Annotated in this window: 19 protein-coding genes and 1 pseudogene; 6 read left to right on the forward strand and 14 right to left on the reverse strand. The window is 62.5% G+C overall.

Going from position 1 to position 24,762, the window contains the following annotated elements:
- Positions 1-5 precede the first annotated feature (5 nt).
- On the forward strand, positions 6-689 hold the full coding sequence (locus tag AC1DLT_RS19400; RefSeq protein WP_477487817.1) for an ABC transporter ATP-binding protein: 684 nt from the start codon (positions 6-8) through the stop codon (positions 687-689).
- Between the two features lie 1,143 nt (positions 690-1,832).
- Positions 1,833-5,330 carry a DNA polymerase III subunit alpha gene (dnaE, locus tag AC1DLT_RS19405; protein WP_477487818.1) on the forward strand — a complete coding sequence of 1,166 codons (3,498 nt, stop codon included), beginning with the start codon at positions 1,833-1,835 and terminating at the stop codon, positions 5,328-5,330.
- Between the two features lie 6 nt (positions 5,331-5,336).
- Here the strand turns inward: dnaE and AC1DLT_RS19410 are convergent, their stop codons facing one another.
- Both AC1DLT_RS19410 and AC1DLT_RS19415 read right to left on the reverse strand, forming a co-directional pair.
- Positions 5,337-6,713 (reverse strand): L,D-transpeptidase, encoded by a 1,377-nt coding sequence (locus tag AC1DLT_RS19410; protein ID WP_477487819.1) that lies wholly within the window; start codon positions 6,711-6,713, stop codon positions 5,337-5,339.
- A 108-nt stretch (positions 6,714-6,821) separates the two neighbouring features.
- Positions 6,822-8,114 (reverse strand): DNA polymerase IV, encoded by a 1,293-nt coding sequence (locus tag AC1DLT_RS19415; RefSeq protein ID WP_477487820.1) that lies wholly within the window; start codon positions 8,112-8,114, stop codon positions 6,822-6,824.
- A gap of 77 nt (positions 8,115-8,191) precedes the next feature.
- On the opposite strand from AC1DLT_RS19415, the gene AC1DLT_RS19420 reads away from it, so the two are divergent.
- Positions 8,192-8,773: a GNAT family N-acetyltransferase gene (locus AC1DLT_RS19420; RefSeq protein WP_477487821.1), complete on the forward strand. Its 582-nt coding sequence runs from the start codon at positions 8,192-8,194 to the stop codon at positions 8,771-8,773.
- On the opposite strand, the pseudogene AC1DLT_RS19425 reads toward AC1DLT_RS19420, so the two are convergent.
- Together AC1DLT_RS19425 and AC1DLT_RS19430 are read right to left on the reverse strand one after the other, a co-directional pair.
- Positions 8,757-9,427, reverse strand: a pseudogene (locus AC1DLT_RS19425) (HAD family hydrolase); the annotation flags it as partial. The gene AC1DLT_RS19420 and the pseudogene AC1DLT_RS19425 overlap by 17 nt on opposite strands.
- Before the next feature lies 1 nt (position 9,428).
- The gene (locus AC1DLT_RS19430; protein ID WP_038542022.1) at positions 9,429-9,737 is read right to left on the reverse strand and encodes a DUF3572 domain-containing protein; all 309 of its coding nucleotides are present in this window, start codon (positions 9,735-9,737) and stop codon (positions 9,429-9,431) included.
- A 132-nt stretch (positions 9,738-9,869) separates the two neighbouring features.
- Between AC1DLT_RS19430 and AC1DLT_RS19435 the strand changes: the two genes are divergently transcribed.
- Together AC1DLT_RS19435 and AC1DLT_RS19440 are read left to right on the forward strand one after the other, a co-directional pair.
- The gene (locus AC1DLT_RS19435; RefSeq protein ID WP_038542024.1) at positions 9,870-10,241 is read left to right on the forward strand and encodes a response regulator; all 372 of its coding nucleotides are present in this window, start codon (positions 9,870-9,872) and stop codon (positions 10,239-10,241) included.
- Between the two features lie 16 nt (positions 10,242-10,257).
- Positions 10,258-11,628 (forward strand): PleD family two-component system response regulator, encoded by a 1,371-nt coding sequence (locus tag AC1DLT_RS19440; protein WP_477485158.1) that lies wholly within the window; start codon positions 10,258-10,260, stop codon positions 11,626-11,628.
- A gap of 875 nt (positions 11,629-12,503) precedes the next feature.
- On the opposite strand, the gene rpmG is transcribed toward AC1DLT_RS19440, so the two are convergent.
- The 6 genes from rpmG to topA all read right to left on the reverse strand — a co-directional run bounded on the left by rpmG (position 12,504) and on the right by topA (position 20,128).
- On the reverse strand, positions 12,504-12,671 hold the full coding sequence (gene rpmG, locus AC1DLT_RS19445) for a 50S ribosomal protein L33 (RefSeq protein ID WP_003547442.1): 168 nt from the start codon (positions 12,669-12,671) through the stop codon (positions 12,504-12,506).
- A gap of 91 nt (positions 12,672-12,762) precedes the next feature.
- Positions 12,763-13,947 carry an MFS transporter gene (locus tag AC1DLT_RS19450; protein ID WP_477487822.1) on the reverse strand — a complete coding sequence of 395 codons (1,185 nt, stop codon included), beginning with the start codon at positions 13,945-13,947 and terminating at the stop codon, positions 12,763-12,765.
- Between the two features lie 10 nt (positions 13,948-13,957).
- On the reverse strand, positions 13,958-14,644 hold the full coding sequence (locus AC1DLT_RS19455; protein WP_477487823.1) for an NUDIX hydrolase: 687 nt from the start codon (positions 14,642-14,644) through the stop codon (positions 13,958-13,960).
- Positions 14,641-15,093 carry a DUF983 domain-containing protein gene (locus AC1DLT_RS19460; RefSeq protein ID WP_477487824.1) on the reverse strand — a complete coding sequence of 151 codons (453 nt, stop codon included), beginning with the start codon at positions 15,091-15,093 and terminating at the stop codon, positions 14,641-14,643. The genes AC1DLT_RS19455 and AC1DLT_RS19460 overlap by 4 nt, the downstream gene beginning before the upstream one ends.
- Before the next feature lie 2 nt (positions 15,094-15,095).
- Positions 15,096-17,360 carry a ribonuclease R gene (rnr, locus tag AC1DLT_RS19465; protein WP_477487825.1) on the reverse strand — a complete coding sequence of 755 codons (2,265 nt, stop codon included), beginning with the start codon at positions 17,358-17,360 and terminating at the stop codon, positions 15,096-15,098.
- 86 nt (positions 17,361-17,446) lie between these two features.
- The gene (gene topA, locus AC1DLT_RS19470; protein ID WP_477487826.1) at positions 17,447-20,128 is read right to left on the reverse strand and encodes a type I DNA topoisomerase; all 2,682 of its coding nucleotides are present in this window, start codon (positions 20,126-20,128) and stop codon (positions 17,447-17,449) included.
- A 247-nt stretch (positions 20,129-20,375) separates the two neighbouring features.
- On the opposite strand from topA, the gene AC1DLT_RS19475 reads away from it, so the two are divergent.
- Positions 20,376-20,582 (forward strand): hypothetical protein, encoded by a 207-nt coding sequence (locus tag AC1DLT_RS19475; protein WP_038593145.1) that lies wholly within the window; start codon positions 20,376-20,378, stop codon positions 20,580-20,582.
- Here AC1DLT_RS19475 and dprA read toward each other — a convergent pair.
- Genes dprA through AC1DLT_RS19495 form a run of 4 tightly spaced genes read right to left on the reverse strand, consistent with a single transcriptional unit; the run spans position 20,562 to position 24,573 of the window.
- Positions 20,562-21,704 (reverse strand): DNA-processing protein DprA, encoded by a 1,143-nt coding sequence (dprA, locus tag AC1DLT_RS19480; protein ID WP_477487827.1) that lies wholly within the window; start codon positions 21,702-21,704, stop codon positions 20,562-20,564. The genes AC1DLT_RS19475 and dprA overlap by 21 nt on opposite strands.
- Before the next feature lie 13 nt (positions 21,705-21,717).
- Positions 21,718-22,335 (reverse strand): glycerol-3-phosphate 1-O-acyltransferase PlsY, encoded by a 618-nt coding sequence (gene plsY / locus AC1DLT_RS19485; RefSeq protein WP_477487828.1) that lies wholly within the window; start codon positions 22,333-22,335, stop codon positions 21,718-21,720.
- A 13-nt stretch (positions 22,336-22,348) separates the two neighbouring features.
- Complete coding sequence (locus AC1DLT_RS19490; RefSeq protein ID WP_477487829.1) at positions 22,349-23,635, reverse strand: dihydroorotase; 1,287 nt, start codon at positions 23,633-23,635, stop codon at positions 22,349-22,351.
- On the reverse strand, positions 23,632-24,573 hold the full coding sequence (locus AC1DLT_RS19495; protein ID WP_105437415.1) for an aspartate carbamoyltransferase catalytic subunit: 942 nt from the start codon (positions 24,571-24,573) through the stop codon (positions 23,632-23,634). The genes AC1DLT_RS19490 and AC1DLT_RS19495 overlap by 4 nt, the downstream gene beginning before the upstream one ends.
- Positions 24,574-24,762 lie beyond the last annotated feature (189 nt).

Raw genomic sequence — 24,762 nt, forward strand, 5'->3', positions numbered from 1 at the left:
CCTTCATGGCACCCAAAACCGTCTTGCAGCTCTCGGGCGTCGAACGTCACTATGGCCAGGGCGAGACCACGCTTTCGATCCTGAAGGGGGCTGATTTCGACCTGAAGACCGGCGAGATCGTCGCGCTGGTCGCCCCGTCTGGCACCGGCAAGTCGACGCTTCTGCATCTCGCCGGCCTGCTCGAACATCCCGACGCCGGCGAGGTGTTTCTCGGCGGACATGCCTGCAACGGACTTCCCGATGCGGAGCGCACTGCGATGCGCCGCAACCAGATCGGTTTCGTCTACCAGTTCCACCATCTCCTGCCGGAGTTTTCCGCGGTTGAGAACATCATGATGCCGCAGCTGATCGCCGGCCTTTCCAAGGCCGAGGCGAAGGAGCGGGCAAGCCAGCTTCTGGACTATATGCGTATCGGCCACCGCGCCGAGCACCGCCCCTCCGAACTGTCCGGCGGCGAGCAGCAGCGCGTGGCGATCGCCCGTGCCGTCGCCAACGCCCCGCGCGTGCTCCTCGCCGACGAACCGACCGGCAATCTCGACCCGAAGACCGCATCCTATGTCTTCGACGCGCTGGAGGCGCTGGTGCGCCAGTCGGGCCTCGCGGCCCTGATCGCCACCCACAACCACGACCTCGCCAGCCGCATGGACCGTCGCGTGACGATCGAGGGCGGCAAAGTCGTCGAGATGTGAAGAGGCGGACATCCGTGCGTCTGGATCCTTGGGGCAAGCCCAAGGATGACGGAGAGGGCGGCGGATGAGGGAGGATAGGCGCCTGTCATCCAAGGTCGCCACCCTCGGCATCCAAGGTCGTCATCCTCGGGCTGACCCGAGGATCCACCCTTTGAACGCCAACCCATCCGGGCATATTCGCACCTCCCAGCCAACCCTATCAAGCACTTAACCTCCCTCTCATCCCCGCCCTTCCGGCCCGCGCCTACAATCCCCCCGTTCCGTCGCGGATACACCGGCAGGCGTGCCGGCGAGGCGGGACCGGCGCGGACGTCAAGGGCAAGACGCAAAACCTTGGCGTTCGGGTCCGCGGAAAATGGTCTCCCTCCGGCGACGCGGGACGGATGAGAAGCTGTCGGACCGACTTCTCGTTTCGTTTTCCGTCATGGTGCGCCGGGCGTGCCTGTGAGGCACACAGGGTGATGGGGCCGCGCCGCGCGGCGTCCGAGGGTTTTTCAAAAACCCGGATTGCGCGGCGCAGGTGGAAGACGATGCCGGGCGGCGGTCATGGCCTGCGGCATCCTGGTCTGCGAGCGTGCATGACGCCCTCTCCGGAGGGGCGCGCAACCGTTCCCACAACCCCCGTCATCGCAGAGGGACCGAAGTCGCGGATAATAACCGCCGAACGGGGCGCTGAGAGGTGTCACTTATTACTTATCTTACGAGGCAGCTTTCAGCGCCCCGTCCGAAATGCTCATGCCCGGATGGTCATCCAGTCCGGACGTATCCGCATGCGCCGATCCCGCCGATCCTAACCGTTAACGCCTTGTTTACCAGGCGAGGGAGGATATCGCGATATGTTTGTTTCCGGTATGTTCTTTTATTGACTCTCAAACAAAATGAGAACAAAATAAAAACATAAGAGAACACGGGAGACGACGATGACTGACCTGCTTCGTGACATTGCCGCATTCGCTTCCATCGCCACCTTCGTGGCAAGCCTCTCGATGATCATGATGGCGATGTGATCCGAGCTGCAGCCGGTCCCTCTGCCGAAAGGCGTTGAGGAGGGAAATCCGAACTGGACTCTCAAAGCCCTGCGCCAGACAATAGCCTGATTCATGAGATTGTTCCCGCTTCATCAAACGGGTAAGGCGCAGATATATGGCAGACAATGTGGACGTAAAATCGGGATCGGCAGAGCTGGGGGCCAGTCCTCAATTCGTTCACCTGCGCGTCCATTCCGCCTACTCGCTTCTTGAAGGCGCTTTACCGCTCAAGAAGATCCTCTCGAAGGCGATCGCGGACAATCAGCCTGCGATCGCGATCACCGACACCAACAATCTTTTCGTCGCGCTGGAATTCGCCCAGAAGGCGATCGGCGACGGTCTGCAGCCGATCATCGGCTGCCAGCTGTCGATCGATATGGAAGACCAGTCGGACGAGCGGCGCAACAGCCACCAGCAGCTCGCCAAGCTGCCGGCGATCGTCGTGCTGGCGGCCAATGCCGTCGGTTACGAACGGCTTGTGGACCTGATCAGCCGCGCCTATCTCGGCGACGAGGGGCATCAGTCCATCCATATCAGCCGCTCCTGGCTGGAGGACGGCGGCACCGAAGGCCTGATCGCGCTGACCGGGGCAGGAAGCGGTCCGGTCGACGTGGCTCTGAAGGAAGGCAATGCTACGCTTGCCGAAGCGAGGTTGCTGAAGCTCAAGGAGATCTTCGGCGATCGGCTCTATGTCGAACTGCAGCGCCACGGCGCCTACGATCGGCGCCACGAGCACAAGATCGTCACGCTCGCCTACGACCACGACCTGCCGTTGGTGGCGACCAACGAGGCCTTCTTTCCTACCAAGGCCGATTACGATGCCCATGACGCGCTGATGGCGGTCGCCCACAACGCGATCGTCTCGGACGATACGCGATTCCGCCTGACGCCGGACCATTATCTGAAGAGCCGTGCGGAGATGGCAAAGCTGTTTGCCGACCTGCCGGAGGCGCTTGAAAACACCGTCGAGATCGCCCGGCGCTGCTCTTTCGTCCTGAAAACCCGCAATCCGATCCTGCCGCGCTTCACCGGCGCCACCGACGATCCGGCGGAAGCCGAGCGCGCCGAGGCGGAGGAGCTGCGCCGCCAGTCCGTCGAAGGTCTCGAAGAGCGCATCGCGACGCTCGGCATGACCCGCGGTTATACCGAACAGGAGTATCGGGACCGGCTGGATTTCGAGCTCAGCGTCATCGAGAAGATGAAGTTCCCGGGCTACTTCCTGATCGTTGCCGACTTCATCAAATGGGCGAAGCAGCAGGGCATCCCGGTCGGTCCGGGCCGTGGTTCGGGTGCGGGCTCGCTGGTCGCCTATGCGCTCACCATTACCGACGTCGATCCGCTGCGTTTCTCGCTTCTGTTCGAGCGCTTCCTCAATCCCGACCGCGTCTCGATGCCGGACTTCGACATCGACTTCTGCCAGGATCGCCGCGAAGAGGTGATCCGCTACGTGCAGCAGAAATACGGCCGCGAGCAGGTGGCGCAGATCATCACCTTCGGTTCGCTGCAGGCGCGCGCCGCGCTTCGCGACGTCGGCCGCGTGCTCGAAATGCCCTATGGCCAGGTCGACAAGATCTGCAAGCTGGTGCCGAACAACCCGGCCAACCCGACGCCCCTGTCGAAGGCGATCGAGGAGGACCCGAAATTCCAGGAGGAGGCCGACAAGGAGCCGGTCGTCGCCCGCCTTCTCGATATCGCCCAGAAGATCGAAGGCCTCTACCGCCACGCCTCGACCCACGCCGCCGGCATCGTCATCGGCGACCGTCCGCTGTCGAAGCTGGTGCCGATGTATCGCGACCCGCGCTCGGACATGCCGGTCACCCAGTTCAACATGAAATGGGTGGAGCAGGCGGGCCTCGTGAAGTTCGACTTCCTCGGCCTGAAGACACTGACCGTGCTGAAGACCGCCGTCGATTTCTGCCGCAAGCGCGGCATCGAGATCGATCTCGCCAAGATCCCGCTCGACGACACCAAGACCTACGAGATGCTCTCGCGCGGCGAGACGGTCGGCGTGTTCCAGGTGGAAAGTGCCGGCATGCGCAAGGCGCTGATCGGCATGCGGCCGGACTGTATCGAGGACATTATCGCGCTCGTGGCGCTTTATCGTCCGGGCCCGATGGAGAACATTCCGACCTACAACGCCCGCAAGCACGGTGAGGAGGAGATCGAGTCGATCCATCCGATGATCGACCATCTCCTGAAAGAGACGCAAGGGGTCATCGTCTACCAGGAGCAGGTGATGCAGATCGCTCAGGTACTCTCGGGCTATTCGCTCGGCGAGGCCGACCTGCTGCGCCGCGCCATGGGCAAGAAGATCAAGGCGGAGATGGACCAGCAGAGCGAACGCTTTGTCGACGGCGCCATCAAGAACGGCGTCTCCAAGCCGCAGGCCAACAACATCTTCGAACTGCTGGCAAAGTTCGCCAACTACGGCTTCAACAAGTCACACGCCGCGGCCTACGCGATCGTTTCCTACCAGACCGCCTTCATGAAGGCCCATTATCCGGTCGAATTCCTCGCCGCCTCGATGACCTACGATATGTCGAACAGCGAGAAGCTGAACGATTTCAGGCAGGATGCCGGCCGCCTCGGGATCGCGGTCATTCCGCCGTCGGTGCAGACCTCGTTCCGGCATTTCGAGACCGGCGACAACAGGATCTATTACGCGCTGGCCGCCATCAAGGGCGTCGGTGAGTCGGCGGTCGACCACATCACCGAAGTGCGCGGCGATGTGCCGTTTGCCAGCATCGAGGACTTCTGCCTGCGGATCGATCCGAAACAGGTCAACCGCCGCGTCATGGAAAGCCTGATCTCGGCGGGCGCCTTCGACTGTTTCGGCCGCGACCGTGCGGAACTGATCGGTGGCCTCGACCGCATCATCGGTTATGCCCAGCGCGCGCAAGGGGAGAAGGTCAGCGGCCAGCACGACATGTTCGGCTCGTCCTCCGCCTCCGGGCCGGAAACGCTGATTTTTCCCTCGTTCACGCCGTGGATGCCGTCGGAAAAGCTGATGCGCGAATACCAGGTGCTTGGCTTCTATCTCTCGGCCCATCCGCTCGATGCCTATGCCAACGTGCTTGCCAAGATGCGCGTCCAGAATTTCGCGGACTTTTCCGCCGCCGTGAAACAGGGCGCCACCGCCGGCCGGCTGGCCGGTACGGTCACCAGCAAGCAGGAGCGCAAGACCCGTACCGGCAACAAGATGGGCATCGTCACCTTCTCGGATGCGACCGGCCAGTTCGAGGCGGTGCTGTTTTCGGAAGGGCTGGCGCAATACCGCGACCTGCTCGAGCCCGGCAAGTCGCTGGTCATCACCGTGCAGGCGGAAGAGCGGCCGGAAGGCATCGGCCTGCGCATTCAGACTGCGCAGTCGCTCGAGGAAAAGTCGGTGCAGATGCAGAAGGCGCTACGCGTCTTCGTGCGCGACTCAGGCCCGATGCGCGCTGTTGCCCGGCACCTCAATGCCCGGGGCGACGGGCTGGTGTCCTTCGTGGTCATCAAGGATGACGGCAAGCGGGAAATCGAGGTGGAACTGACGGAAAAATACCGCATCTCGCCGGAAATCGCCGCGGCGCTGAGGACAGCGCCGGGCGTTCTTGATGTCGAGCTGGTCTAGGAGACTTTAATAGAGGCCGTAGGCGCGGGGCTTGGCGTCCGTCCGCCGCTGACTGACCGGCTGCGGCTTGGTGATCGACGACTGCATCTGCGCTTCGGCGACCCGCTGCGCCGGCTGGGTGATGGTGATGAAATCGGTGCCGTTGCCGGTGTCCGGGCCGATGCCCTGGTCGTTGATCGTCAGGGACGAACCGTCGCTGATCATCGTTTCGATCCGGTCTCGAATGTCGGCCGGGATTTCGATGCGGCTGAGGGCTTGTGCGGCAGCACCGGGCGCATAAGGGTTGTCGGCCACAGTGATCCCGAGCCGCTGCTTCACCGCGGCGCTGAGGCCATTCGGCACGGTGATGCTGTGCCATTCAGCCGTCTCTTCCTGGCGCTCGACCTTGTCGACGCTGAAGAAGTGTGTGCCGAGCGCGATTTCGGGATCCTTGATGCCGACCGGAGCCTCGAACACGGGCTGGAAATTCCGGCGCACCATGATCTGACCCATCGGCGGCCGCGGCTTACCGGCGGTTTCATAGAGCGCGGCCAGGAATTCCGGGGTCACCAGCGGGCCCTTGGGCGACAGGTTCTTCCAACGCTTGAAGCCGGCGATCGCGCTGCGGGTCATCGGACCGGCGGAGCCGTCGCCGCCGCCGGTGTCGAACCCGAGCTGTTGCAGCAGGATCTGGGCATCCATCAGCGTTTCGCGGTCACCGCGGCGGGTGATCAGGATGCGAAGCGGTGCAGCGTCTTCCGCAGAACTTGCCGCCGGTTTCGTCGCAGGCGGCGACGCGTCGGTCGCTGGATGGATGATCGAGGGATTGTTCGGAGCCACGTTCATCGCCACTTCGACCGGTTTGGCGCTGCTGCTGATCGACGAGGTCCGGAGCTCGACGTCGGAAAGCAGCGGCCCGGTCGGCAGCGGCTTGCGCGGCAGGAACAGGTTGGCGTTCTCGATCAGCTGCGGCACGACCGGCGCGTCGGTGATGATCACATGCGCACCGCGCTCGGTGATCTGGTAGAGCGATTTCGCGAAGGCGCCCGGCATGCGCACGCAGCCATGCGAGGCGGGATAGTTCGGGACGCTGTTGGATTCGTGAAGCGCGATGCCCGACCAGGTCAGGCGCTGCATCCACGGCATGGGCGCGTTCGAATAGAGGTTGGATTCGTGATATTTCTGCTTTTCGAGGATCGAAAAGATCCCGCTCGGCGTCGAGTGGCCTTCCTTGCCGGTCGACACTTTCGAGGTGGTGACCACCGTTTCGCCGTCATAGACGACCAGCGACTGCTTATCCTTGGAAACGATGATCTGCAGCGTGCGGGCATTTTCCGCAAAAGCCGCATGCGACAGCATGGTCGCAGACAAAAGACCTAACCCGAACACCAGGCGACGCAACATGACCGACCCCATACGCAATACAAGACCGGCACGTTAGCGCATGAGGTTTAAGGAAGGTTATCCGCGCCGCGAGTAGTTTTAACGTTATGGTTAATAACGGATCACATTTCATTGATCCCGGCGGCGGCTTCCGAAAGTATATCCGGTCTCGACCGCGGCCTTGCCGAACTTGTCGCGCAGCTTGTCCATCGCCGCTTCCGCGGCCGCACGGCGGCCGGCCTGGCGGTCGACGAGATCGGGCGGGTCGGCAAGCGTCGGGTCGCCGAGATCGGTGACGCCGATGCCGAGCAGGCGGAATTTGGTGCCGTCGGTCTCCTTTTCCATCAGCGACAGGCCGGTCCTGAAAATACGGTCGGCGAGCTGGGTCGGGTCCTCAAGCCGCTTGTTGCGGGTGCGGCTCTTGAAATCGGCGGTCTTCATCTTGAGGACGACGGTCTGCCCGGCAATGCCGTGTTTCTTCAGCCGCGTCGAAACCTTTTCGGAAAGCCGGCGCAGGATCGGCACGAGGTCGTCATACCCGGCGATATCGTCGAAGAAGGTGGTCTCGGCCGAAACGCTCTTCGCCGCGTCGTTGACATGCACTTCGCGGTCGTCGATGCCGCGCGAGAGGCGATAAAGCCGCTGGCCCATCGTGCCGTAGCGGCGCATCAGGTCGGCTTCCTGCATGGTCTGGAGCTGGCCGATCGTGCGGATTCCGTCTGCCTCCAGTGTCGCGTTGAAAGCCTTGCCGACACCCCAGATGGTGGTGACCGGCCGGGCCGCCAGGAATTCCAGCGCCTCTTGCCGCCCGATCACCGAAAAGCCGCGCGGCTTCTGAAGATCCGAGGCGACCTTGGCGAGGAACTTGCAATAGGAGAGGCCGACCGAAATGCTGATGCCGATCTCGTCCTGCACCCGCTTGGCGAATTTCGCAAGGATGCGGGCCGGCGGGGCGTGATGCAGCCGCTCGGTGCCGGCGAGTTCGAGAAAGGCCTCGTCGATCGACAGCGGCTGAACCAGCGGCGTCAGATCGTGCATCATGGCGCGCACCTGCCGTCCGACGGTGACGTATTTTTCCATGTTGGGCGGGATCACGACGGCGTCCGGGCAGAGTTCCAGCGCCTTGAACATCGGCATCGCCGAGCGCACGCCATTGATGCGGGCAATATAACAGGCGGTCGAGACGACGCCGCGCTTGCCGCCGCCGATGATGACAGGCCTGTCGGCGAGTTCCGGGTTGTCGCGCTTTTCGATCGTCGCATAGAAGGCGTCGCAATCGATATGCGCCAGCGTCAGGCCGTAGAGTTCGTTGTGATAGACGAGACGCGGGCTGCCGCAGGCGCGGCAACGGCGCACTTCCGCCTTCTGCTCCGCAAGGCAGTCGCGACAGAAGCCGGGTGTCTTGTCAGGCGTGGGCGTCATGGCGGAGAACAAAGATTGAACACCGCGACGTTAAGGCCTAAACTCGTGAGTCACAAGGGACGGTGTGGAGGTTTGGCGTGGATATCGATCTTCGTTCCGAGCCCGTGACGGCAGAGCGCTGGGGGGATTTCGAAATGCTCTTCGGCCCGCAGGGTGCCTTCTACCACTGTTGGTGCGTCGCTCTGCGCCTGCCGCATGCGGTGCGCACCAGGATGCAGCCGCAGGAGCGGAAGGATCATATCCACGACCGTATAAATGCTGGTCCGCCGCCCGGCATTCTGGCCTACGCGGATGGCGGGCCGGTCGCCTGGGTGCAGGTCGGACCGCGGCACGACGTGCCGCAGTTCAATTCGCCGCGCACCGTTTCGCGCCCGCTGGAGGAGACGGATGCGACCGACCCATCCGTCTGGGCGGTCAGCTGTTTTTTCCTGACGCCGAAGCTCAGGGGCAAAGGGTTGAGCCACCGCCTGCTGTCTGGCGCCGTCGACTATGCGCGGCATATGGGAGCGCGGTTCGTCGATGCCTGTCCGATCGATCATGTTAAGCAGTCGAAATCGGTGACGCTGTGCATCGGCTCGACGGCGATCTTCGACGCCGCCGGCTTCGAAGTGGTGGAGCGCCGCAAGGACGGACGACCGCTGATGCGGCTGGAACTTTAGATGTCAGGCGGCTTTGGACTGGATATGGGTATAGATCAGTTCGGCAGCATGACCCCAGTCCGTCGCCCGGACGACGCCGTCGTCCGGTTTCGGCGCCAGAAGGTGGAGCGGCGAGTCGGGCATCATATGGATGACGAGGCATTCTGCGACGTGATCCCGCACCGAGTGCAGGTTATGCGCCATGTCATCGATGAAGACGCAGGGCAGGGGGCGTCCGTCGTGCAGGCGCTGCATGATCGGTCCCTTGGGTTCTTCGCTGGCGATCAGCGGGAAGGTGAGGCCGATCCGGTCGAGAAGCCGGCGGCGGTGCTCCTGGTAGCGCGGCGGCATCGCGGTGAGGAACACGACGTCGGCATCCTTCGACAGCGCGTCGAGCGTCTGGACGACGAAGTCGAACGGGATCTGCCAGTTCTCCTGGGCTTCGAAAAAGGCCTCGATCAACCGACGCACGTCCGGATGTTCGAGCGCGAGCTGCGTCTCTATGGAAACGATATTGCCGGTGAGCCGGAACGAGCGCGGCAGCAGTTCATGGCCTTCGCCGCGCAGAAAGTCCTGGAAGGGAGCCACGAAGTGCAGCACCACGTCGTCGATGTCGCAGACGACGAGCGGCCGGTCGCCGAGGCGCACATGGGAAAGGTCGAGGATCTCGCTCATCTCAATAGTCGCCGGAATCGAGCCCGGGCCCGGAATAGTGCTGCGAGGCGGCTGCCACGGTTTCAGGCTTCGTATCCGTCGCTTCGCAGAAGGCCAGCAGCGTCGGCTCATGCCCCATCAGGAAATCGATCATGCCGGCGAGAAAGCCTGGATCGTTCACCGCATTTCGCAGCTGGTTGGGCTGGACGCCGGAAAGGGCGAGGAAACGGCCGAGCATATCGGGCTCGTTGGCGAGCCATCCGAGAATGGCGGCCGCGGTCTCTTCCGCCTGGGGTCTGCTGTTTCGAGTATTACCGGGGTCGCGCCGCATTGTCTGCCGAGTTACCTCTTTTTCAACTATATGGCTTTACCGTGCCTGATAGGCGCTCTGTGGAATCGGCCGTTCCGGGAGCTTATATACTGAAGGCACTCATGCAAGCCGGGATTTAAGGAACGGATCGCTATGCCCAAACGGGTCATGATCGTCGAGGACAACGAGCTGAACATGAAGCTCTTCCGCGACCTGATCGAAGCATCGGGATACGATACCATCCAGACCCGCAACGGTATGGAAGCGCTTGATCTGGCACGAAAATATCGCCCAGACCTGATTTTGATGGACATCCAGCTGCCCGAGGTTTCTGGCCTCGAAGTCACCAAATGGCTGAAGGAAGACGACGAGCTGCATGTCATTCCGGTGATCGCGGTGACCGCCTTTGCGATGAAGGGCGACGAGGAGCGCATCCGCCAGGGTGGATGCGAGGCCTATGTATCGAAACCCATTTCGGTGCCGAAATTTATCGAGACAATAAAGACATATCTCGGCGACGCATGAAAACGGGACGGACCTCATGACGGCGCGGATACTGGTAGTCGACGATATTCCGGCGAATGTGAAGCTGCTCGAAGCCAGGCTTCTGGCCGAATATTTCGATGTCCTGACCGCCGACGACGGTTACAAGGCGCTGGCGATCTGCGACAGCACCCATGTGGACCTGATCCTGCTCGACATCATGATGCCTGGTATCGACGGTTTCGAGGTCTGCGAACGGCTGAAGGCCAATCCGCGCACCGCCCATATTCCCGTCGTCATGGTCACGGCGCTTGACCAACCATCCGACCGCGTGCGTGGCCTCAAAGCCGGTGCCGACGATTTCCTGACCAAACCGGTCAACGACCTGCAGCTCATTTCACGGGTAAAGAGCCTGGTGCGGTTGAAGACGCTCAGCGACGAGCTGCGCATCCGCGCCGACACCGCCAGCAATATCGGGCTGGAAGACATGCTGAAGGGCGCTGACGGTCGCGACGAGATGGCCCAGGTCCTTCTCGTCGATGGCCGCGCAAGCTCGCAGGAGCGCATCATCAAGGCGCTGAAGCCGGTCGCCGGCGTCATTGCCATGTCCGATCCGCAGGCTGCCCTTTTCGAAGCGGCGGAGAACCCGGTCGATCTGGTGGTCGTCAACGCCAATTTCGACGAATACGATCCGCTGAGACTGTGCTCGCAGCTTCGCTCGCTGGAGCGAACCCGGTTCCTGCCGCTGCTCCTGGTGACAGAAATGGGTGCTGACGACCTGATCGTCCGGGCGCTCGACCTCGGCGTCAACGACTATATCGTCCGGCCGATCGACCCGAATGAGCTCGTGGCCCGCGTGCTCACCCAGATCAAGCGCAAGCGCTACAACGACCGCCTGCGCATGAGTATGCGCCAGACCATCGAGCTTGCCGTCACCGACGGGCTGACTGGCCTCAACAACCGGCGTTATCTCGATAATCACCTCAAGGTACTGTTCAATCGCGCTGCCGCGCGCTCACGGCCGCTGTCCGTCTGCATTACCGATATCGATCGCTTCAAGTCGGTCAACGATGCCTACGGCCACGATGCCGGCGATGAGGTGCTGAAGGAATTCGCAGCCCGCGTCCGCTCGACCGTAAGGGGAGCCGATCTTGCCTGCCGTTACGGCGGCGAGGAATTCGTGGTCGTCATGCCCGATACCGATTCTATGTCGGCCGCCGTGATTGCCGAACGGCTTCGCAGCATCATCGAAAGTCAGCCGTTTCATTTGAAGACAGCGGGCATCATGCTCAATATCACGGCATCGCTCGGGATTGCATGCAATGCGCATGGGGCCGAGACGCCGGAGCAGCTCATGAAACAGGCCGACCGCGCGCTCTACGAAGCGAAGAATGGCGGGCGCAATCGCGTGGTTGCCGCTGCCGCTTAGAGAATCAGAAAACCCTAAATTGCATGTTGGCCGCCTACAAGGCGGGAGTGCTGTGGAAAAGCCGAAGGTGTCCCCAGTTATTTCAAGCGAGAACCTGATTTTTTACAGGTACGAATTGATGGACCAATTTCATGAACAGTGATCGGTTAATTCTGCTGCTGCAGTGCATTCAAGAAATTCCGAATGTATCCATGGGGCGCTCCAGGCTCGCCAATCGAGAATAGCTGTGCGAATTGGCTTCTCCAAAATTGCATGGCTGAGGAGATAACCAGTGTTCCTCAAGGATGTTCTTGAATTCAGGTCAAGGTTCCAAGAGTTTGATTGCCTTAAGCATATAAAGCCTCGGGGATGATCTTTAATTTTTTACAAGAAAAACAGGCGAAATATGAATAGCGGACGCGAATTTTAACCAACAACAGTGGCAGAACCGGTATCAGATTAAGAATCTGTTGATTTTCTTTTGGTTTTGCGCAATTTTGACGCTTAACGAAGATAACGTTCCCGAAAGGGACGCCGATACCCCATGATGCTCAGGTCCGCCGCATCTCCTGGGTCGTGGGGTCGGTCGACCGGCAGGCATACCAAAGCGGTTCCTCGTGCCGTGATTGCAGGCTGGTCGACCCCCATTTGAAAGCGCCGCTTCCAGCCTCTGGAGCGGCGCTTTTCCATTTCTACGCAGCCTGTCCCGCTCTGGATCATACCGCTCCCGCATCGGCCCGAAAACCGGTGCCGATTGTCGGAGAGCATGATGCGGCAATTTAAGGATCTGGAGCGCCTTGGTGGGGCCGAATGAACGGACGGCGCTAGAGTGATGCCCAAAAGAAAAGGCGCCAAGCCTCTCGGCTGGCGCCCTTCGAGAACCCTCGGATCAAGGTTTACTTGATCTTGGTTTCCTTGAACTCGACGTGCTTCTTGGCGACCGGATCATACTTGGTCTTGGTCATCTTGTCGGTCATCGTGCGGCTGTTCTTCGTGGTGACGTAGAAGAAACCGGTGTCAGCCGTCGACAGCAGCTTGATCTTGATGGTCGTAGCTTTCGCCATGGTGTTCTGCCTCTAAGAAAAAATGAAGCCGCGGACGCGGGTTGGGTCCACGGCGAAATCTGGCGCGAAATTACAAATCGCGCTCGAAAAGTCAACTCCGTTTTGACCGGAAAAGCATTCGGCAGATGGAAACCAGCACATAGAAGCCGAAGAATCCCGCCAAGGCCCAGGCAAAACCGTCATTGCCAGCGATATCGATGGCAGCGCCGATACCCTGCGGACCGACAACCGTACCGACCGCATAACAGAAGATGAAGGCCGCATTTGCGGCAGCAAGGTCGGCGCCGCTGAGCCGCGACCCGAGATGCGCCAGGCCCACCGTATAGAGGCCGGAGACGCAACCGCCCCAGAAGAACAGGACCACGGCCATCATGATCCAGTTCTGGATCAGGAAGGGCAGGGCAAGCGATCCCGCGACGCCGAGCACCGCCATGGCGGTGAGGAGTGGCCGGCGGTCCCTCAGCTTATCGGAATAGAGGCCGAGCGGGATCTGGAAGGCCATGTTGCCGATGCCCATCACCGTCAGCAGCAGCGCGGCCTGCGCTTCGGTCAGCGCCGAACGGATCGCATAGATCGGAAACAGCGACAGCCCGCCCGCCGACACCGCACCGAAGGCGAATACCGCCGCCGTCGCTGTCGGGACGAGGAAGATGTAGTGGAAGAAGTGCCGGTCCGGCTTGGTATCCAGCACGGGACTTTCATGGCGGGCGATGAAGATCGGGATGATCGCCAGCATGATGATCGCCGCACCGACCAGGAAAGGCAGGACGCCGTCGCTGCCGAGCGCGGAGAAGAGCAGGGGACCGATCGCGAAGCCGATGGCGAGCACGGTGGCGTAAATGCCGAGAACGAGCCCACGGCGCCTTGGCGGGGCCGCCTCGTTGATCCAGAATTCCGACAGGATGAAAAGCGTCGTCGTCGCGCCGTGGAAGGTGAAGCGCAGCGGGAACCACATCCAGAAGGCATCCGCGTAGTAGAAGCCGATGGCGCTGATGGCAGCAATGAGCACCGCGAACATCATGGTGCGCGCCACGCCGCAGTCATGGGCGATTTTAGTGGTGATCGGCGCGGCGACCATCGAGGCGACGCCGGCCATGGCGGCGTTGAGGCCGATCAGGGTGGAGGAGATTCCGCGCTTTTCAAGAATGATGCTGAGGAGCGGCAGGCCGAGGCCGATGGCAATGCCCACGGCACTGATGGCGGATATGGCGGCGATCAGCGACGGCCAGTGAATCTTCTCGACATGGCCGTTGGCGTCTGTCGTCGGCTGAGCCATTCAATGTTCCTTACAGTCGGCTGCGGACGAATCGTCCATGACGCATGAAGTAGAAGGACACCGGGCCTCCAAACGGTAAAGACGGATCGAATGCCATCAGGTTTTTCACGTCCTCCATAACCGCCTGCGTGATGCGCGGGAGTTTCAGACCCGAAAGCTCGGCAATGTCAAGCCAGCGCACGTCCTGAAGTTCGTTTGAGTCGCCAAGAAGCGCCATGTCGAAGCGAGTTTCGTCGGCAAAGGCGAGAAAGAAGCGCGTATCGTAGCGCCGGACATTGCCGGGCGGCGTGATGGCGCGGGCGACATAACGCAGGCGGGAGAGGTCGGCAGCGCTGCCGCCCGCAAGCCCGGTCTCCTCCTGAAGTTCTCTGAGGGCCGCGAGCGCCAGGGCCCGGGCGCGGGCCGAGGTCATGCGGGCGGTGGTGCCGGCAACCAGCTTTTCGACAACCAGCGGATCGAGATCGGCGCTGAAGGGAAGGGCATGGTCGCGGGCATCGCGCCTGCCGCCGGGAAACACGTAGACGTCAGGCATGAACACATGGCCGCTGCCGCGCCGGCCCATGAGAACCCGCGGGGTGCCGGCGGAACGATCGATCAGGATCAGCGACGCGGCGTCCTTGGGTGTCACGCCGGCCACGCGTGCATGCTTCGGCGCGTCCATTGCGAACGGAGCCTGTTCCTCGGTAGACGATATCATGCAATCGGTCCGCCCCGGCCGGGATCGACCGCCTCGTCGTCCGTTCCCCCGAAGCCGTGCATCTTCAAGGCCCATTGAAAGCCGATGACGCCGCCCTTGATCGGCTGGATCGTCAGAAGGGCCGCGAGGATCGCCAGCGGCACCCAAATGGCGAGATGCACCCAGGGGGAGACCCGCAGCGTCATGTCGGTCAGCAGGTAGCCCGTCATCAGCACGTGGCCGACGACGACGATGACGAGATAGGCCGGCAGGTCGTCGGCGCGGTGGTGATGGATTTCCTCGCCGCAGACGGCGCAGGTATCGACCGGTTTCAGGAACGCCTGGAACAGGCGGCCGGTGCCGCAGGCAGGACAGGTTGAGAGCAAGCCCCGCTTGATGGAGCGGCCGAGCGGCCTTTCGGCCTCCTGAGCTCCACCGTATCGGACCGTCTGTTCGCCCTGTTCCTGCATTCCTATCTCCTTCGGCCGCTCCGCGGGGGCCGCGTGCCGGGTTGGGTCCGGCCGCGCCGCCCCGATTTGTGGAAGGAGCGCATTGCGGTCGGTAATTTCTTGCCCTCGCTCAGCATCTCGAACTGCAGCGCGCCGGCAAGCGGGATCGCCTGCTTCAGCCGCACGTCGACCGTATCGCCGATCTGGTAACCGAGACCGGTCTTCTCTCCGGACAGCGCCTGATGCGCCTCGTCGTAGATGAAGTAGTCATTGCCGAGCGTGGATATAGGTATGAATCCGTCCGCGCCATAGGTCGGAAGCGAGACAAATAGTCCCGCCTTGGTGACGCCGGAGACGCGGCCGACGAATTCTTCGCCAATGCGCTCGCTCAGATGGTGGGCGATCAGCCGGTTGATCGTGTCGCGTTCGGCGGCCATGGCGCGGCGCTCGAAGGTCGAGATTTCGGCAGCGATGTCGTCCAACTGCGCCTCTTCCTCCGGCTTGATGCCGCCTTCGCCCAAGCCCAGCGACCCGACCAGCGCGCGATGCACGATGAGGTCGGCGTAACGGCGAATCGGCGAGGTGAAATGCGCGTATTTCATCAGGTTGAGGCCGAAATGGCCGATATTCTCGGGGCTGTAGATCGCCTGGCTCTGGGAGCGCAGCACCATCTCGTTGACCATTACCTGGTGGGCGGTGCCCTCGGCCTTTGCGAGAATGCCGTTGAACGAGTTGGCCCGCATCTGGCCACCCTTGGCCATCGGAATGCCCAATGTCGCGAGAAACTCGCGCAGCGTCTCCTGCTTGGCAAGCGACGGCGTGTCGTGGATGCGGTAGATCAGCGCCTGGCGCTTCTTTTCCAGCGTCTCGGCGGCGGCGACGTTCGCCTGGATCATCATCTCTTCGATGAGCTTGTGGGCATCGAGCCGGTCCGGCACGAAGACCCGGTCGACCGTGCCGTCGGGCTTCAGCAGGATTTTGCGCTCCGGCATGTCGAGTTCGAGCGGCTGGCGGCGGTCACGACCGCGCTTCATCACCCCATAGGCATGCCACAGCGGCTTCAGGATCGGTTCGAGTAGCGGTCCGCTCTTGTCGTCCGGCTTTCCGTGGATCGCCGCCTGGGCCTGTTGATAGGAAAGCTTGGCGGCGCTCTTCATCATGATCCGGTGGAAGGTATGGCCGGCCTTGCGGCCTTCCTTGGAGAAGACCATACGCACGGCAAGTGCCGGCCGATCCTCGCCTTCGCGCAGCGAGCAGAGATCGTTCGAGATGCGCTCCGGCAGCATCGGTACGACGCGGTCCGGGAAGTAGACCGAATTGCCGCGCTTCAAAGCCTCGCGGTCGAGCGGAGAGCCGGTGCGGATATACCAGGAGACATCGGCGATCGCGACGGTGACGATGACGCCGTCCGGATTGTCGGGCGAGGGGTCGAGCTCGGCATAGACCGCGTCGTCATGGTCCTTGGCGTCGGCCGGGTCGATGGTGATCAGCGGCAGCGAACGCCAGTCTTCGCGCTGGGCCATGGTGGCGGGCTTCGCCGCTTCGGCCTCGTCCATCACCTGTTTCGGGAAGATATGCGGGATGCCGTGCGAATAGACGGCGATCATCGAGATCGCCTTTTCCGAACCGATCGTACCGACGATCGACAGAACCCGGGCGCGGGGGAGGCCGAAGCGGCTCGAACGGACCACTTCCGTCTCGACCAGGTCGCCGTCCTTGGCCTCGCCGATATCGACGGGCTCGATCACCATTTCCTCGCCGCGCCGGTCGATCGGCAGCAGGCGCAATTCGCCATCGGCAAGCTTGTGGACGATGCCGAGCGAGGCCCCGCGGCGCTTGTCGATGATCTTGATGACGCGGGCGGTATAGGCGGGCCCGGTCCGGTCCTTGTTCGGGAAGATTTTTGCGAGCACCCGGTCGTTGAGCCCGGCAGCAGCCACTCTGCCCTTGCCGCGGCTGTCGGACGACTGACGGATGAGCACCGCAGGCGCCGCACCCAGGTCCTCCGGCCATTCGGCCGGGCGGCCGATCAGCTCGCCGTCCTTGTCGCGGGTGGTGATGTCGAGAACGGTGACCGGCGGCAGCGCGTCGGGACGGGTGAGCGACTTGCGGCTCTTCTTGAGAAGGCCTTCTTCCTCCAGCGTCCGAAGCAGGTCCTTCAGCTCGACGCGGGTGTCGCCCTTCAGCCCGAAGGCCTTGGCGATCTCCCGCTTCGACCCCTTGTCCGGATTTTCGGCGATGAACTCGAGCAGGACATCGCGCGGCGGCACCGCGCCGTGGATGATCATCGGCTTTTCCGTTGTGGAAGCGGTGTGGCCTCGGATGGCTTTGTCGGGGCGTTTTCCCTGGTGTCTCGATCTGTCGCGCGGTTCTCTCACGTGCCCGTCTTCTTCGCCTTCGGTGCAGCTGCAGTCTTTTTCGCCGGAGCTTTAGCCTTCGCGGCCGTCTTGGCTTTCGGCGCCGCCTTCTTGGTCGCGGTGGTTGCCTTGGCGGCGGCTTTCTTCGGCTTTGCCTTGGTCGAGGGTGCCTTGCCGCCCTTTTCGATGATGAAGGCCATCGCCTGTTCCATCGTTACCGATTGCGGGTCCAGCCCCTTCGGCAGCGTCGCGTTGACTTTGCCCCAGTTGACGTAAGGCCCGTATTTGCCGTCGCGCACGGTGATCGTGCCGCCATCCGGATGGTCGCCGAGTTCCTTCAGTGCCGCGGGCGTGCCACGGCCGCGGCCACCGCCGGCCGCCACCTTGCTCTGCTTTTCGGCAAGCACGGTCACGGCGCGGTTGAGGCCGATCGAGAACACGTCCTCGATGCTCTCCAGGTTGGCATAGCTGCCGTCATGCAGCAGGAACGGCCCGTAGCGGCCAAGCCCTGCCGAAATCATCTTGGCTGATTCCGGATGTTTGCCGACGTCGCGCGGCAGGTTGATCAGGGCGAGCGCCTTTTCGTGGTCGATATCCTCGGGCTTCCAGCCCTTCGGCAGCGACGAACGCTTGGCTTCCTTGCCTTCGCCGCGCTGGATATAGGGTCCGAACCGGCCCGAGCGCAGCGTCAGTTCCTCGCCCGTATGCGGATCGGCACCGAGTGCCTTCGGTTCGTTGAGAGCGTTCGCTTCCGCATCCGCGCCGCCTTCGGAGGAAAGCTGGCGGGTGAAATTGCAGTCCGGATAGTTCGAGCAGCCGACGAAGGCGCCGTATTTACCGAGCTTCAGCGACAGGTTGCCGGTGCCGCAGACCTGGCAGATGCGCGGATCGCTGCCGTCCTCCCGTTTCGGGAAGACCAGCGGCGCCAGCGTCTCGTTCAGCGCATCGAGCACGTTGGTGACGCGCAGTTCCTTGGTGTCTTCGATCTGGGCGAAGAAATCCTGCCAGAATTCGCGCAGAACCTGCTTCCAGTCCAGTTCGCCGGCAGAGATCTTGTCGAGCTTTTCCTCAAGATCGGCGGTGAAGTCGTATTCCACGTATTTCGTGAAGAAGCTTTCGAGGAAGGCCGTCACCAGCCGGCCCTTCGAATGCGGGATCAGCTTGCGCTTGTCCATGGTCACATATTCGCGGTCGCTCAGCGTCTTCAGCGTCGCAGCATAGGTGGACGGACGGCCGATGCCGAGCTCTTCCATCTTCTTGATCAGCGAGGCTTCCGAATAACGCGGCGGCGGCTCGGTGAAGTGCTGGCTGGCGTTCACCTTGTTCTTGTCGAGCTTTTCGCGGGCATTGATCTCGGGCAGGCGGCCATCTTCATCGTCGTCCTCGCCCTTTTCGGCGTCCTCGCGGCTGTCCACATAGGCGCCGAGGAAGCCGTCGAACCGGATGACCGAGCCGACGGCGCGCAGGCCCGCCTTCTCGCCCTTGTTGTCGGCGAGGATCTCGACCGTGGTGCGCTCGATTTCGGCGGATGCCATCTGGCTGGCGATGCCGCGCTTCCAGACCAGCTCATAAAGACGGGCCTGATCGGCATCGAGGTAGCGGCGCACCTGGTCCGGCGTGCGGGTGAAATCGGTCGGGCGGATCGCTTCGTGGGCTTCCTGGGCGTTTTTCGCCTTGGTGGAATAGAAGCGCGGCTTTTCCGGCAGGTAACGCTGTCCGAACTGGTCGACGATGGCGCTGCGGGCCGCGTCGATCGCTTCCGGCGCCATCTGCACGCCGTCGGTACGCATATAGGTAATGAGGCCGACCGTCTCGCCGCCGATATCGACGCCTTCATAAAGCTTCTGCGCCACCTGCATGGTACGCGAGGCGTTGAAGCCGATATTGGAGGAGGCGGCCTGCTGCAGCGTCGAGGTGGTGAAGGGTGGGCCGGGATTGCGCTTGACGGGCTTTGCCTCGACCGTATCGACCACATAGGTGGCGCCGTCGAGCAGCGCCTTCAGGCGGTTGGCGTCCTCGCCGTTCTTGATCGAGCGGCCCTGCAGCCGCTTGCCGTCGGCAGACACGAGGCGGGCCTCGAACTCGTCGCCGCGCGGCGTGCGCAGCAGGGCCGACAGGTTCCAGTATTCTTCGGAGATGAAACGCTCGATCTCCGACTCGCGGTCGCAGACGAGCCGCAGCGCAACCGACTGCACGCGGCCGGCCGAGCGTGCCCCCGGCAGCTTGCGCCACAGCACCGGCGACAGATTGAAGCCGACCAGATAATCGAGCGCGCGGCGGGCGAGATAGGCGTCGACCAGCGGCACGTCGATATCGCGCGGATTGGCCATCGCATCGAGCACGGCCTTCTTGGTGATAGCGTTGAAGACGACGCGCTTGACCGGCTTGTCGCCGATCACCTTCTTCTTCCTGAGAAGATCGAGCACATGCCAGGAAATGGCTTCACCCTCGCGATCCGGGTCGGTCGCGAGGAACAGGGCGTCCGAGCCTTTTACGGCATCGGAAATGTCCTTCATCCGCTTCTGGGACGCGGGATCGACCTCCCACAGCATTTCGAAGTCCTGATCGGGGAGCACGGAACCGTCCTTGGCCGGAAGATCGCGCACGTGGCCGAAAGAGGCGAGAACCTTGTAGCCGGAGCCGAGATACTTGTTGATTGTCTTGGCTTTGGCAGGAGATTCTACGACGACAACATTCATTTTGCTTCTCTGCAATAGAGGCTTGGCCCGGCACCGTTGCGGTCCAGGCGGAAATCTGACCTCCCGACATGGAGGGCGTTTGCCTCGCGGTCAAGGGGCGTGTGCCAAATTATAGGGTACAACGAGATGCAACCTGGAGAAGATGTACAATTAGTTGCAATCTTAAATAAATGCGATATGGTCCGCAGCATACCTCAAGGTGAATTTATTTGGACCGCGATCGGCTTTTTTTTTGACAGGACGGAATATGGTTTCTCGGGGTGAGGCGAATGGCCGGCGTGACGACGATACCAGAGAAAATATCGCCTATATAAGGCAGATGCTGGGGGAACTCCGGCAGGTCGCCTTGGGAGAGGGCGCGGACATGCTCTGCTACCTCATCGAAATGGCCTATGTGGAGGCGGGAGACGTCCAGGCGGGGCGGCGGCCCCGCTCAGTCTTCCATCGCGAGTGACACCATTCCACCGGCATGGCGATGCAGCCGGGCAGCGAGATCGAGTTCCAGCAGCACGAGATAGACGGACGAGGCGGGCAGGCCTGTGTGGCGGATGATGTCGTCGACATCGACCGGTGTCGGTCCGAGCGCCGAGACGATGACCGCCCGGTCGTCGTCATTGGGCGGCAGCATCTCGCCGCCCTCCTTCGGTTCTTCGACCATCGGTTGGTTGAAGAGATCGAGTTGTGACAGCGGCGCCAGCGCCTCGATCACATCGGCCGATCCTGTGGTGACGATCGCACCCTGTTTCAGGAGCCCGTTGGTGCCGTGGCAGCGCGGATCGAGCGGCGAACCGGGAACCGCAAAGACAAGCCGTCCGAAATCGGTCGCCAGCCTGGCTGTGATCAGCGAGCCCGAGCGCTCCGCCGCCTCGATCACCACGACCCCCAGCGAAATGCCGGATATCAGCCGGTTTCGGCGAGGGAAATCCCGCGCACGGGGCTCCCAGCCGAACGGCATTTCGCTGACTGCAAGGCCGGCGCCCTCGGTGATCTCGTCGAGCAGTGAAATGTTTTCCGGCGGGTAGGGCCGGTCGAGCCCGCCGGCGAGCACCGCGATCGTTCCGGTTTCCAGGCTGGCGCGATGGGCTGCGGTATCGATGCCGCGGGCAAGACCTGACGTCACCGTATAACCGGCGCGGCCGCAATCCCTTGCGATCATCGCCGCGAACTTGGCGCCCGATATCGAAGCGTTGCGCGATCCGACGACGCCGACCGACGGACGGGTCGCGGCGGAAAGGTCACCTTTCATGGCAAGAAGCGGTGGCGCGCCTTCGATCTGGCGCAGCGCCGGCGGATAGTCCGGTTCGCCGATGCCGACGAAGCGAGCGCCAAAGCGATGGGCTGCTTCGAGTTCGCGTTCGGCCTCCTGCACACCGGCAATCCGGATCGCCCTGGTCGCTCCGCCGCGGGCGGAAAGTTCCGGCAGCATGGCAAGCGCGTTTTCCGCCGAGCCGCAATGATTGATGAGGTCTCTGAATGTCGCGGGGCCGACGTTGTCCGAGCGGATCAGCCTCAGCCAGGCGATCCTCTGCCTCTCCGTCAGCGCAATTCCTGTTCGTTTCGCGCTGCCGTCCGGCATTGTTTCCCCCGGTCTATCCCTTTTGGCCAATCCTGCTTTCTGTGCCGGCGATCAGCCGCTTGATGTTGGCTTCGTGCTTCCACCAGGAAATCACCGTCATGACGGCCATGACCAGCGCGATCTTCGGCTCGTTTAAGAACCACAGCACAACCGGAATGACAAGGGTTGCAACCAGAGCGGCCAGCGACGAATATTTGCTGATCCTGGCGACGCCGAGCCAGATCACCGCAAACACCAGCACCATCCACGGTGCAACGCCAAGCAGCGTGCCGATATAGGTGGCGACGCCCTTGCCGCCCTTGAAACCGAGCCAGACCGGGAAGAGATGGCCCATGAAGGCCGCAAAGCCGGCAAGCAGGCCGGCTTCTTTCCCGAACAGATACCAGGCGACCAGCGCCGCGACGGTCGCCTTCAGCGCGTCGAGCAGCAAGGTGGCGGCCGCGAGCTTCTTGTTGCCGGTGCGCAGCACGTTGGTGGCGCCGATATTGCCCGATCCGATCGAGCGGATATCGCCGAGACCTGCCGCACGGGTGAGGATCAGGCCGAAGGGAATGGAGCCGAGCAGATAGCCGAACACCAGTGCGGCCAGCGCGATCGGCAGGGTGATCTGCCAGTTGAAGAGTTCACTCACGCCCGTGCTCCCCTTAAAGCGTGTAGACGCACTTGCCGGCCACATAGGTGGCGACGGCGCGGCCCGAGAAACGCGCGTCCTCGAACGGCGTATTCTTCGACCGCGACAAGATCATATCTTTCGAAACGATCCAAGGCTCGTCGAGGTCGATCAGCGTGATATCTGCCTTGGCGCCGGGCTTCAGCGTGCCGGCATCAAGCCCAAAAATCTGCGCCGGCCGGGTCGACATCGCATCGATCAGCCGCATCAGCGGCACGCGGCCGTCATGGTGCAGACGAAGAGCGGCGGCGAGCAGCGTCTCCAGCCCGATCGCGCCATCCTCGGCATCGGCAAACGGCAGGCGCTTGGTATCGACGTCCTGCGGATCGTGCGAGGAGACGATGATGTCGATCGTGCCGTCGGCAAGCGCATCGGCCATCGCGACGCGGTCGTCCTCGGAGCGCAGCGGCGGCGACAGCTTGAAGAAGGTGCGGTATTCGCCGATGTCGTTCTCGTTGAGCGCCAGATGGTTGATCGAGACGCCGCAGGTGGCGTTGGCGCCGCGGGCCCGGGCGACCCGCATCGCTTCGGCCGATTCCGCCACGGAGATTTTGGCGGCGTGGTATTTCGCTCGCGTCAGGCCGGCGATCCTCAAGTCCCGTTCGAGCGGGATGATCTCCGCTTCCTTCGGCACGCCGGACAGGCCGAGCCAGCTCGCGAACAAGCCTTCGTTCATCACGCCGTTGCCGAGATATTTTTCGCGCAATTCCAGCGAGACGACCGCATCGAATTCGCGCGCATAGGTCATCACCCGGCGCAGCAGAAGCGTGTCGGAAAGCCCATGCCGGCCGTTGGTGAAAGCGACGGCGCCCGACTGCTGCAGCAGGCCGATCTCGGTCATCTCCTTGCCGGCCAGCCCCTTGGTGAGGGCGGCGGCGGGATGGACGTTGACCACGGCCTTGTCGCGGGCCGTCTTCTGCACGAATTCGACCAGCGCGATATCGTCGATCACAGGGTCGGTGTCGGGCATCATGATGAAGGAGGTAATGCCGCCGGCTGCCGCCGCCCGGCTTGCCGATTCGATCGTCTCGGTGTGCTCGGCGCCCGGTTCGCCGACATAGACGCGGGCATCGACCAGGCCCGGCGTTGCCACGAGGCCCTTGCAGTCCCGGATCGTTGCACCTTCCGGCGCGCCCTGGTTCTGGGCTTGCTTGCCCGATACAAGGATGCGGCCGTCGGCGCCGATGATGATCGTGCCGGTCTCGTCGAGATTGCGCGACGGATCGATGATGCGGAGGTTCTTGAGGACGGTCGGGGTCATGCGCGCTCTCCCTGGTTCTGGGAGACGAGCAGGGCCTCCATCACGGCCATGCGGACCGCGACCCCCATTTCCACCTGTTGCTCGATGACGCTCTGCGGGCCATCAGCCACTTCGGAGGCGATCTCGACGCCGCGGTTCATCGGCCCGGGATGCATGACGAGCGCATCCGGCTTGGCGGCCTTTAGCTTTTCGGCGTCGAGCCCGTAGAAGCGGAAATATTCGCGCACCGACGGCACGAAGGCGCCGGCCATGCGCTCGCGCTGCAGGCGCAGCATCATCACCACATCGGCATCCTTGAGACCTTCCTCCATGGAGTGGAAGACCTCGACGCCCATGTCCCTGATGCCGGAGGGAAGCAGCGTCGAAGGCGCCACCACGCGAACCCGCGCGCCCATGGCGTTGAGCAGGAGGATATTGGAGCGAGCGACGCGCGAATGCAGCACGTCGCCGCAGATGGCGACGATGATGCGCGACAGCTTGCCCCTGGCGCGGCGGATGGTCAGCGCGTCGAGCAGCGCCTGGGTGGGATGTTCGTGCTGGCCGTCGCCGGCATTGATCACCGAGCAGGCGACCTTTTGCGCCAGAAGCGCGGCGGCACCGGCCGAGGAATGGCGCAGCACGAGCACGTCCGGGCGCATGGCATTGAGCGTCATCGCCGTATCGATCAGCGTCTCGCCCTTTTTGACCGAGGAATTGCCGACCGACATGTTCATCACGTCGGCGCCCAGGCGTTTGCCGGCGAGCTCGAAGGACGATTGCGTACGGGTGGATGCTTCGAAGAACAGATTGATCTGGGTCAGCCCGCGCAGCGTGGAGGTCTTTTTCTCCCGCTGCCTGGAAATCTTCACGGCCTCGTCGGCCTTGTCGAGAAGAAAGGTGATGTCTTGTTCGGTAAGGCCCTTGATGCCAATCAGATGGCGATGAGGGAAGAAGACCATGGACACGTCTCCGCTTGCGTTCGGCGGTCTATAATGACTGCCGACAACCGCTGCAAGCGGGCGCGGGACTTATCTCACTGCTTGTTTGTCCATTGTCGCTCACAGCGGTTTCTCGACGCGGGTGCGGCCTTTTGTTGAGAACGCCAGAAATCCTGAACGGGCGCCGTTCCCAGGCCCGGTAACTTCCGC

The organism is Neorhizobium sp. 05N33 (assembly GCF_056397445.1).

Bases quoted from the DNA above. Each gene is read 5' to 3' on its own strand.
- AC1DLT_RS19400 (WP_477487817.1), top strand. From the start codon at position 6: ATGGCACCCAAAACCGTCTTGCAGCTCTCGGGCGTCGAACGTCACTAT.
- dnaE (WP_477487818.1), top strand. From the start codon at position 1,833: ATGGCAGACAATGTGGACGTAAAATCGGGATCGGCAGAGCTGGGGGCC.
- AC1DLT_RS19410 (WP_477487819.1), bottom strand. From the start codon at position 6,713: ATGTTGCGTCGCCTGGTGTTCGGGTTAGGTCTTTTGTCTGCGACCATG.
- AC1DLT_RS19415 (WP_477487820.1), bottom strand. From the start codon at position 8,114: ATGACGCCCACGCCTGACAAGACACCCGGCTTCTGTCGCGACTGCCTT.
- AC1DLT_RS19430 (WP_038542022.1), bottom strand. From the start codon at position 9,737: ATGCGGCGCGACCCCGGTAATACTCGAAACAGCAGACCCCAGGCGGAA.
- AC1DLT_RS19435 (WP_038542024.1), top strand. From the start codon at position 9,870: ATGCCCAAACGGGTCATGATCGTCGAGGACAACGAGCTGAACATGAAG.
- AC1DLT_RS19440 (WP_477485158.1), top strand. From the start codon at position 10,258: ATGACGGCGCGGATACTGGTAGTCGACGATATTCCGGCGAATGTGAAG.
- rpmG (WP_003547442.1), bottom strand. From the start codon at position 12,671: ATGGCGAAAGCTACGACCATCAAGATCAAGCTGCTGTCGACGGCTGAC.
- AC1DLT_RS19450 (WP_477487822.1), bottom strand. From the start codon at position 13,947: ATGGCTCAGCCGACGACAGACGCCAACGGCCATGTCGAGAAGATTCAC.
- AC1DLT_RS19455 (WP_477487823.1), bottom strand. From the start codon at position 14,644: ATGATATCGTCTACCGAGGAACAGGCTCCGTTCGCAATGGACGCGCCG.
- AC1DLT_RS19460 (WP_477487824.1), bottom strand. From the start codon at position 15,093: ATGCAGGAACAGGGCGAACAGACGGTCCGATACGGTGGAGCTCAGGAG.
- rnr (WP_477487825.1), bottom strand. From the start codon at position 17,360: ATGATCATCCACGGCGCGGTGCCGCCGCGCGATGTCCTGCTCGAGTTC.
- topA (WP_477487826.1), bottom strand. From the start codon at position 20,128: ATGAATGTTGTCGTCGTAGAATCTCCTGCCAAAGCCAAGACAATCAAC.
- AC1DLT_RS19475 (WP_038593145.1), top strand. From the start codon at position 20,376: ATGGTTTCTCGGGGTGAGGCGAATGGCCGGCGTGACGACGATACCAGA.
- dprA (WP_477487827.1), bottom strand. From the start codon at position 21,704: ATGCCGGACGGCAGCGCGAAACGAACAGGAATTGCGCTGACGGAGAGG.
- AC1DLT_RS19490 (WP_477487829.1), bottom strand. From the start codon at position 23,635: ATGACCCCGACCGTCCTCAAGAACCTCCGCATCATCGATCCGTCGCGC.
- AC1DLT_RS19495 (WP_105437415.1), bottom strand. From the start codon at position 24,573: ATGGTCTTCTTCCCTCATCGCCATCTGATTGGCATCAAGGGCCTTACC.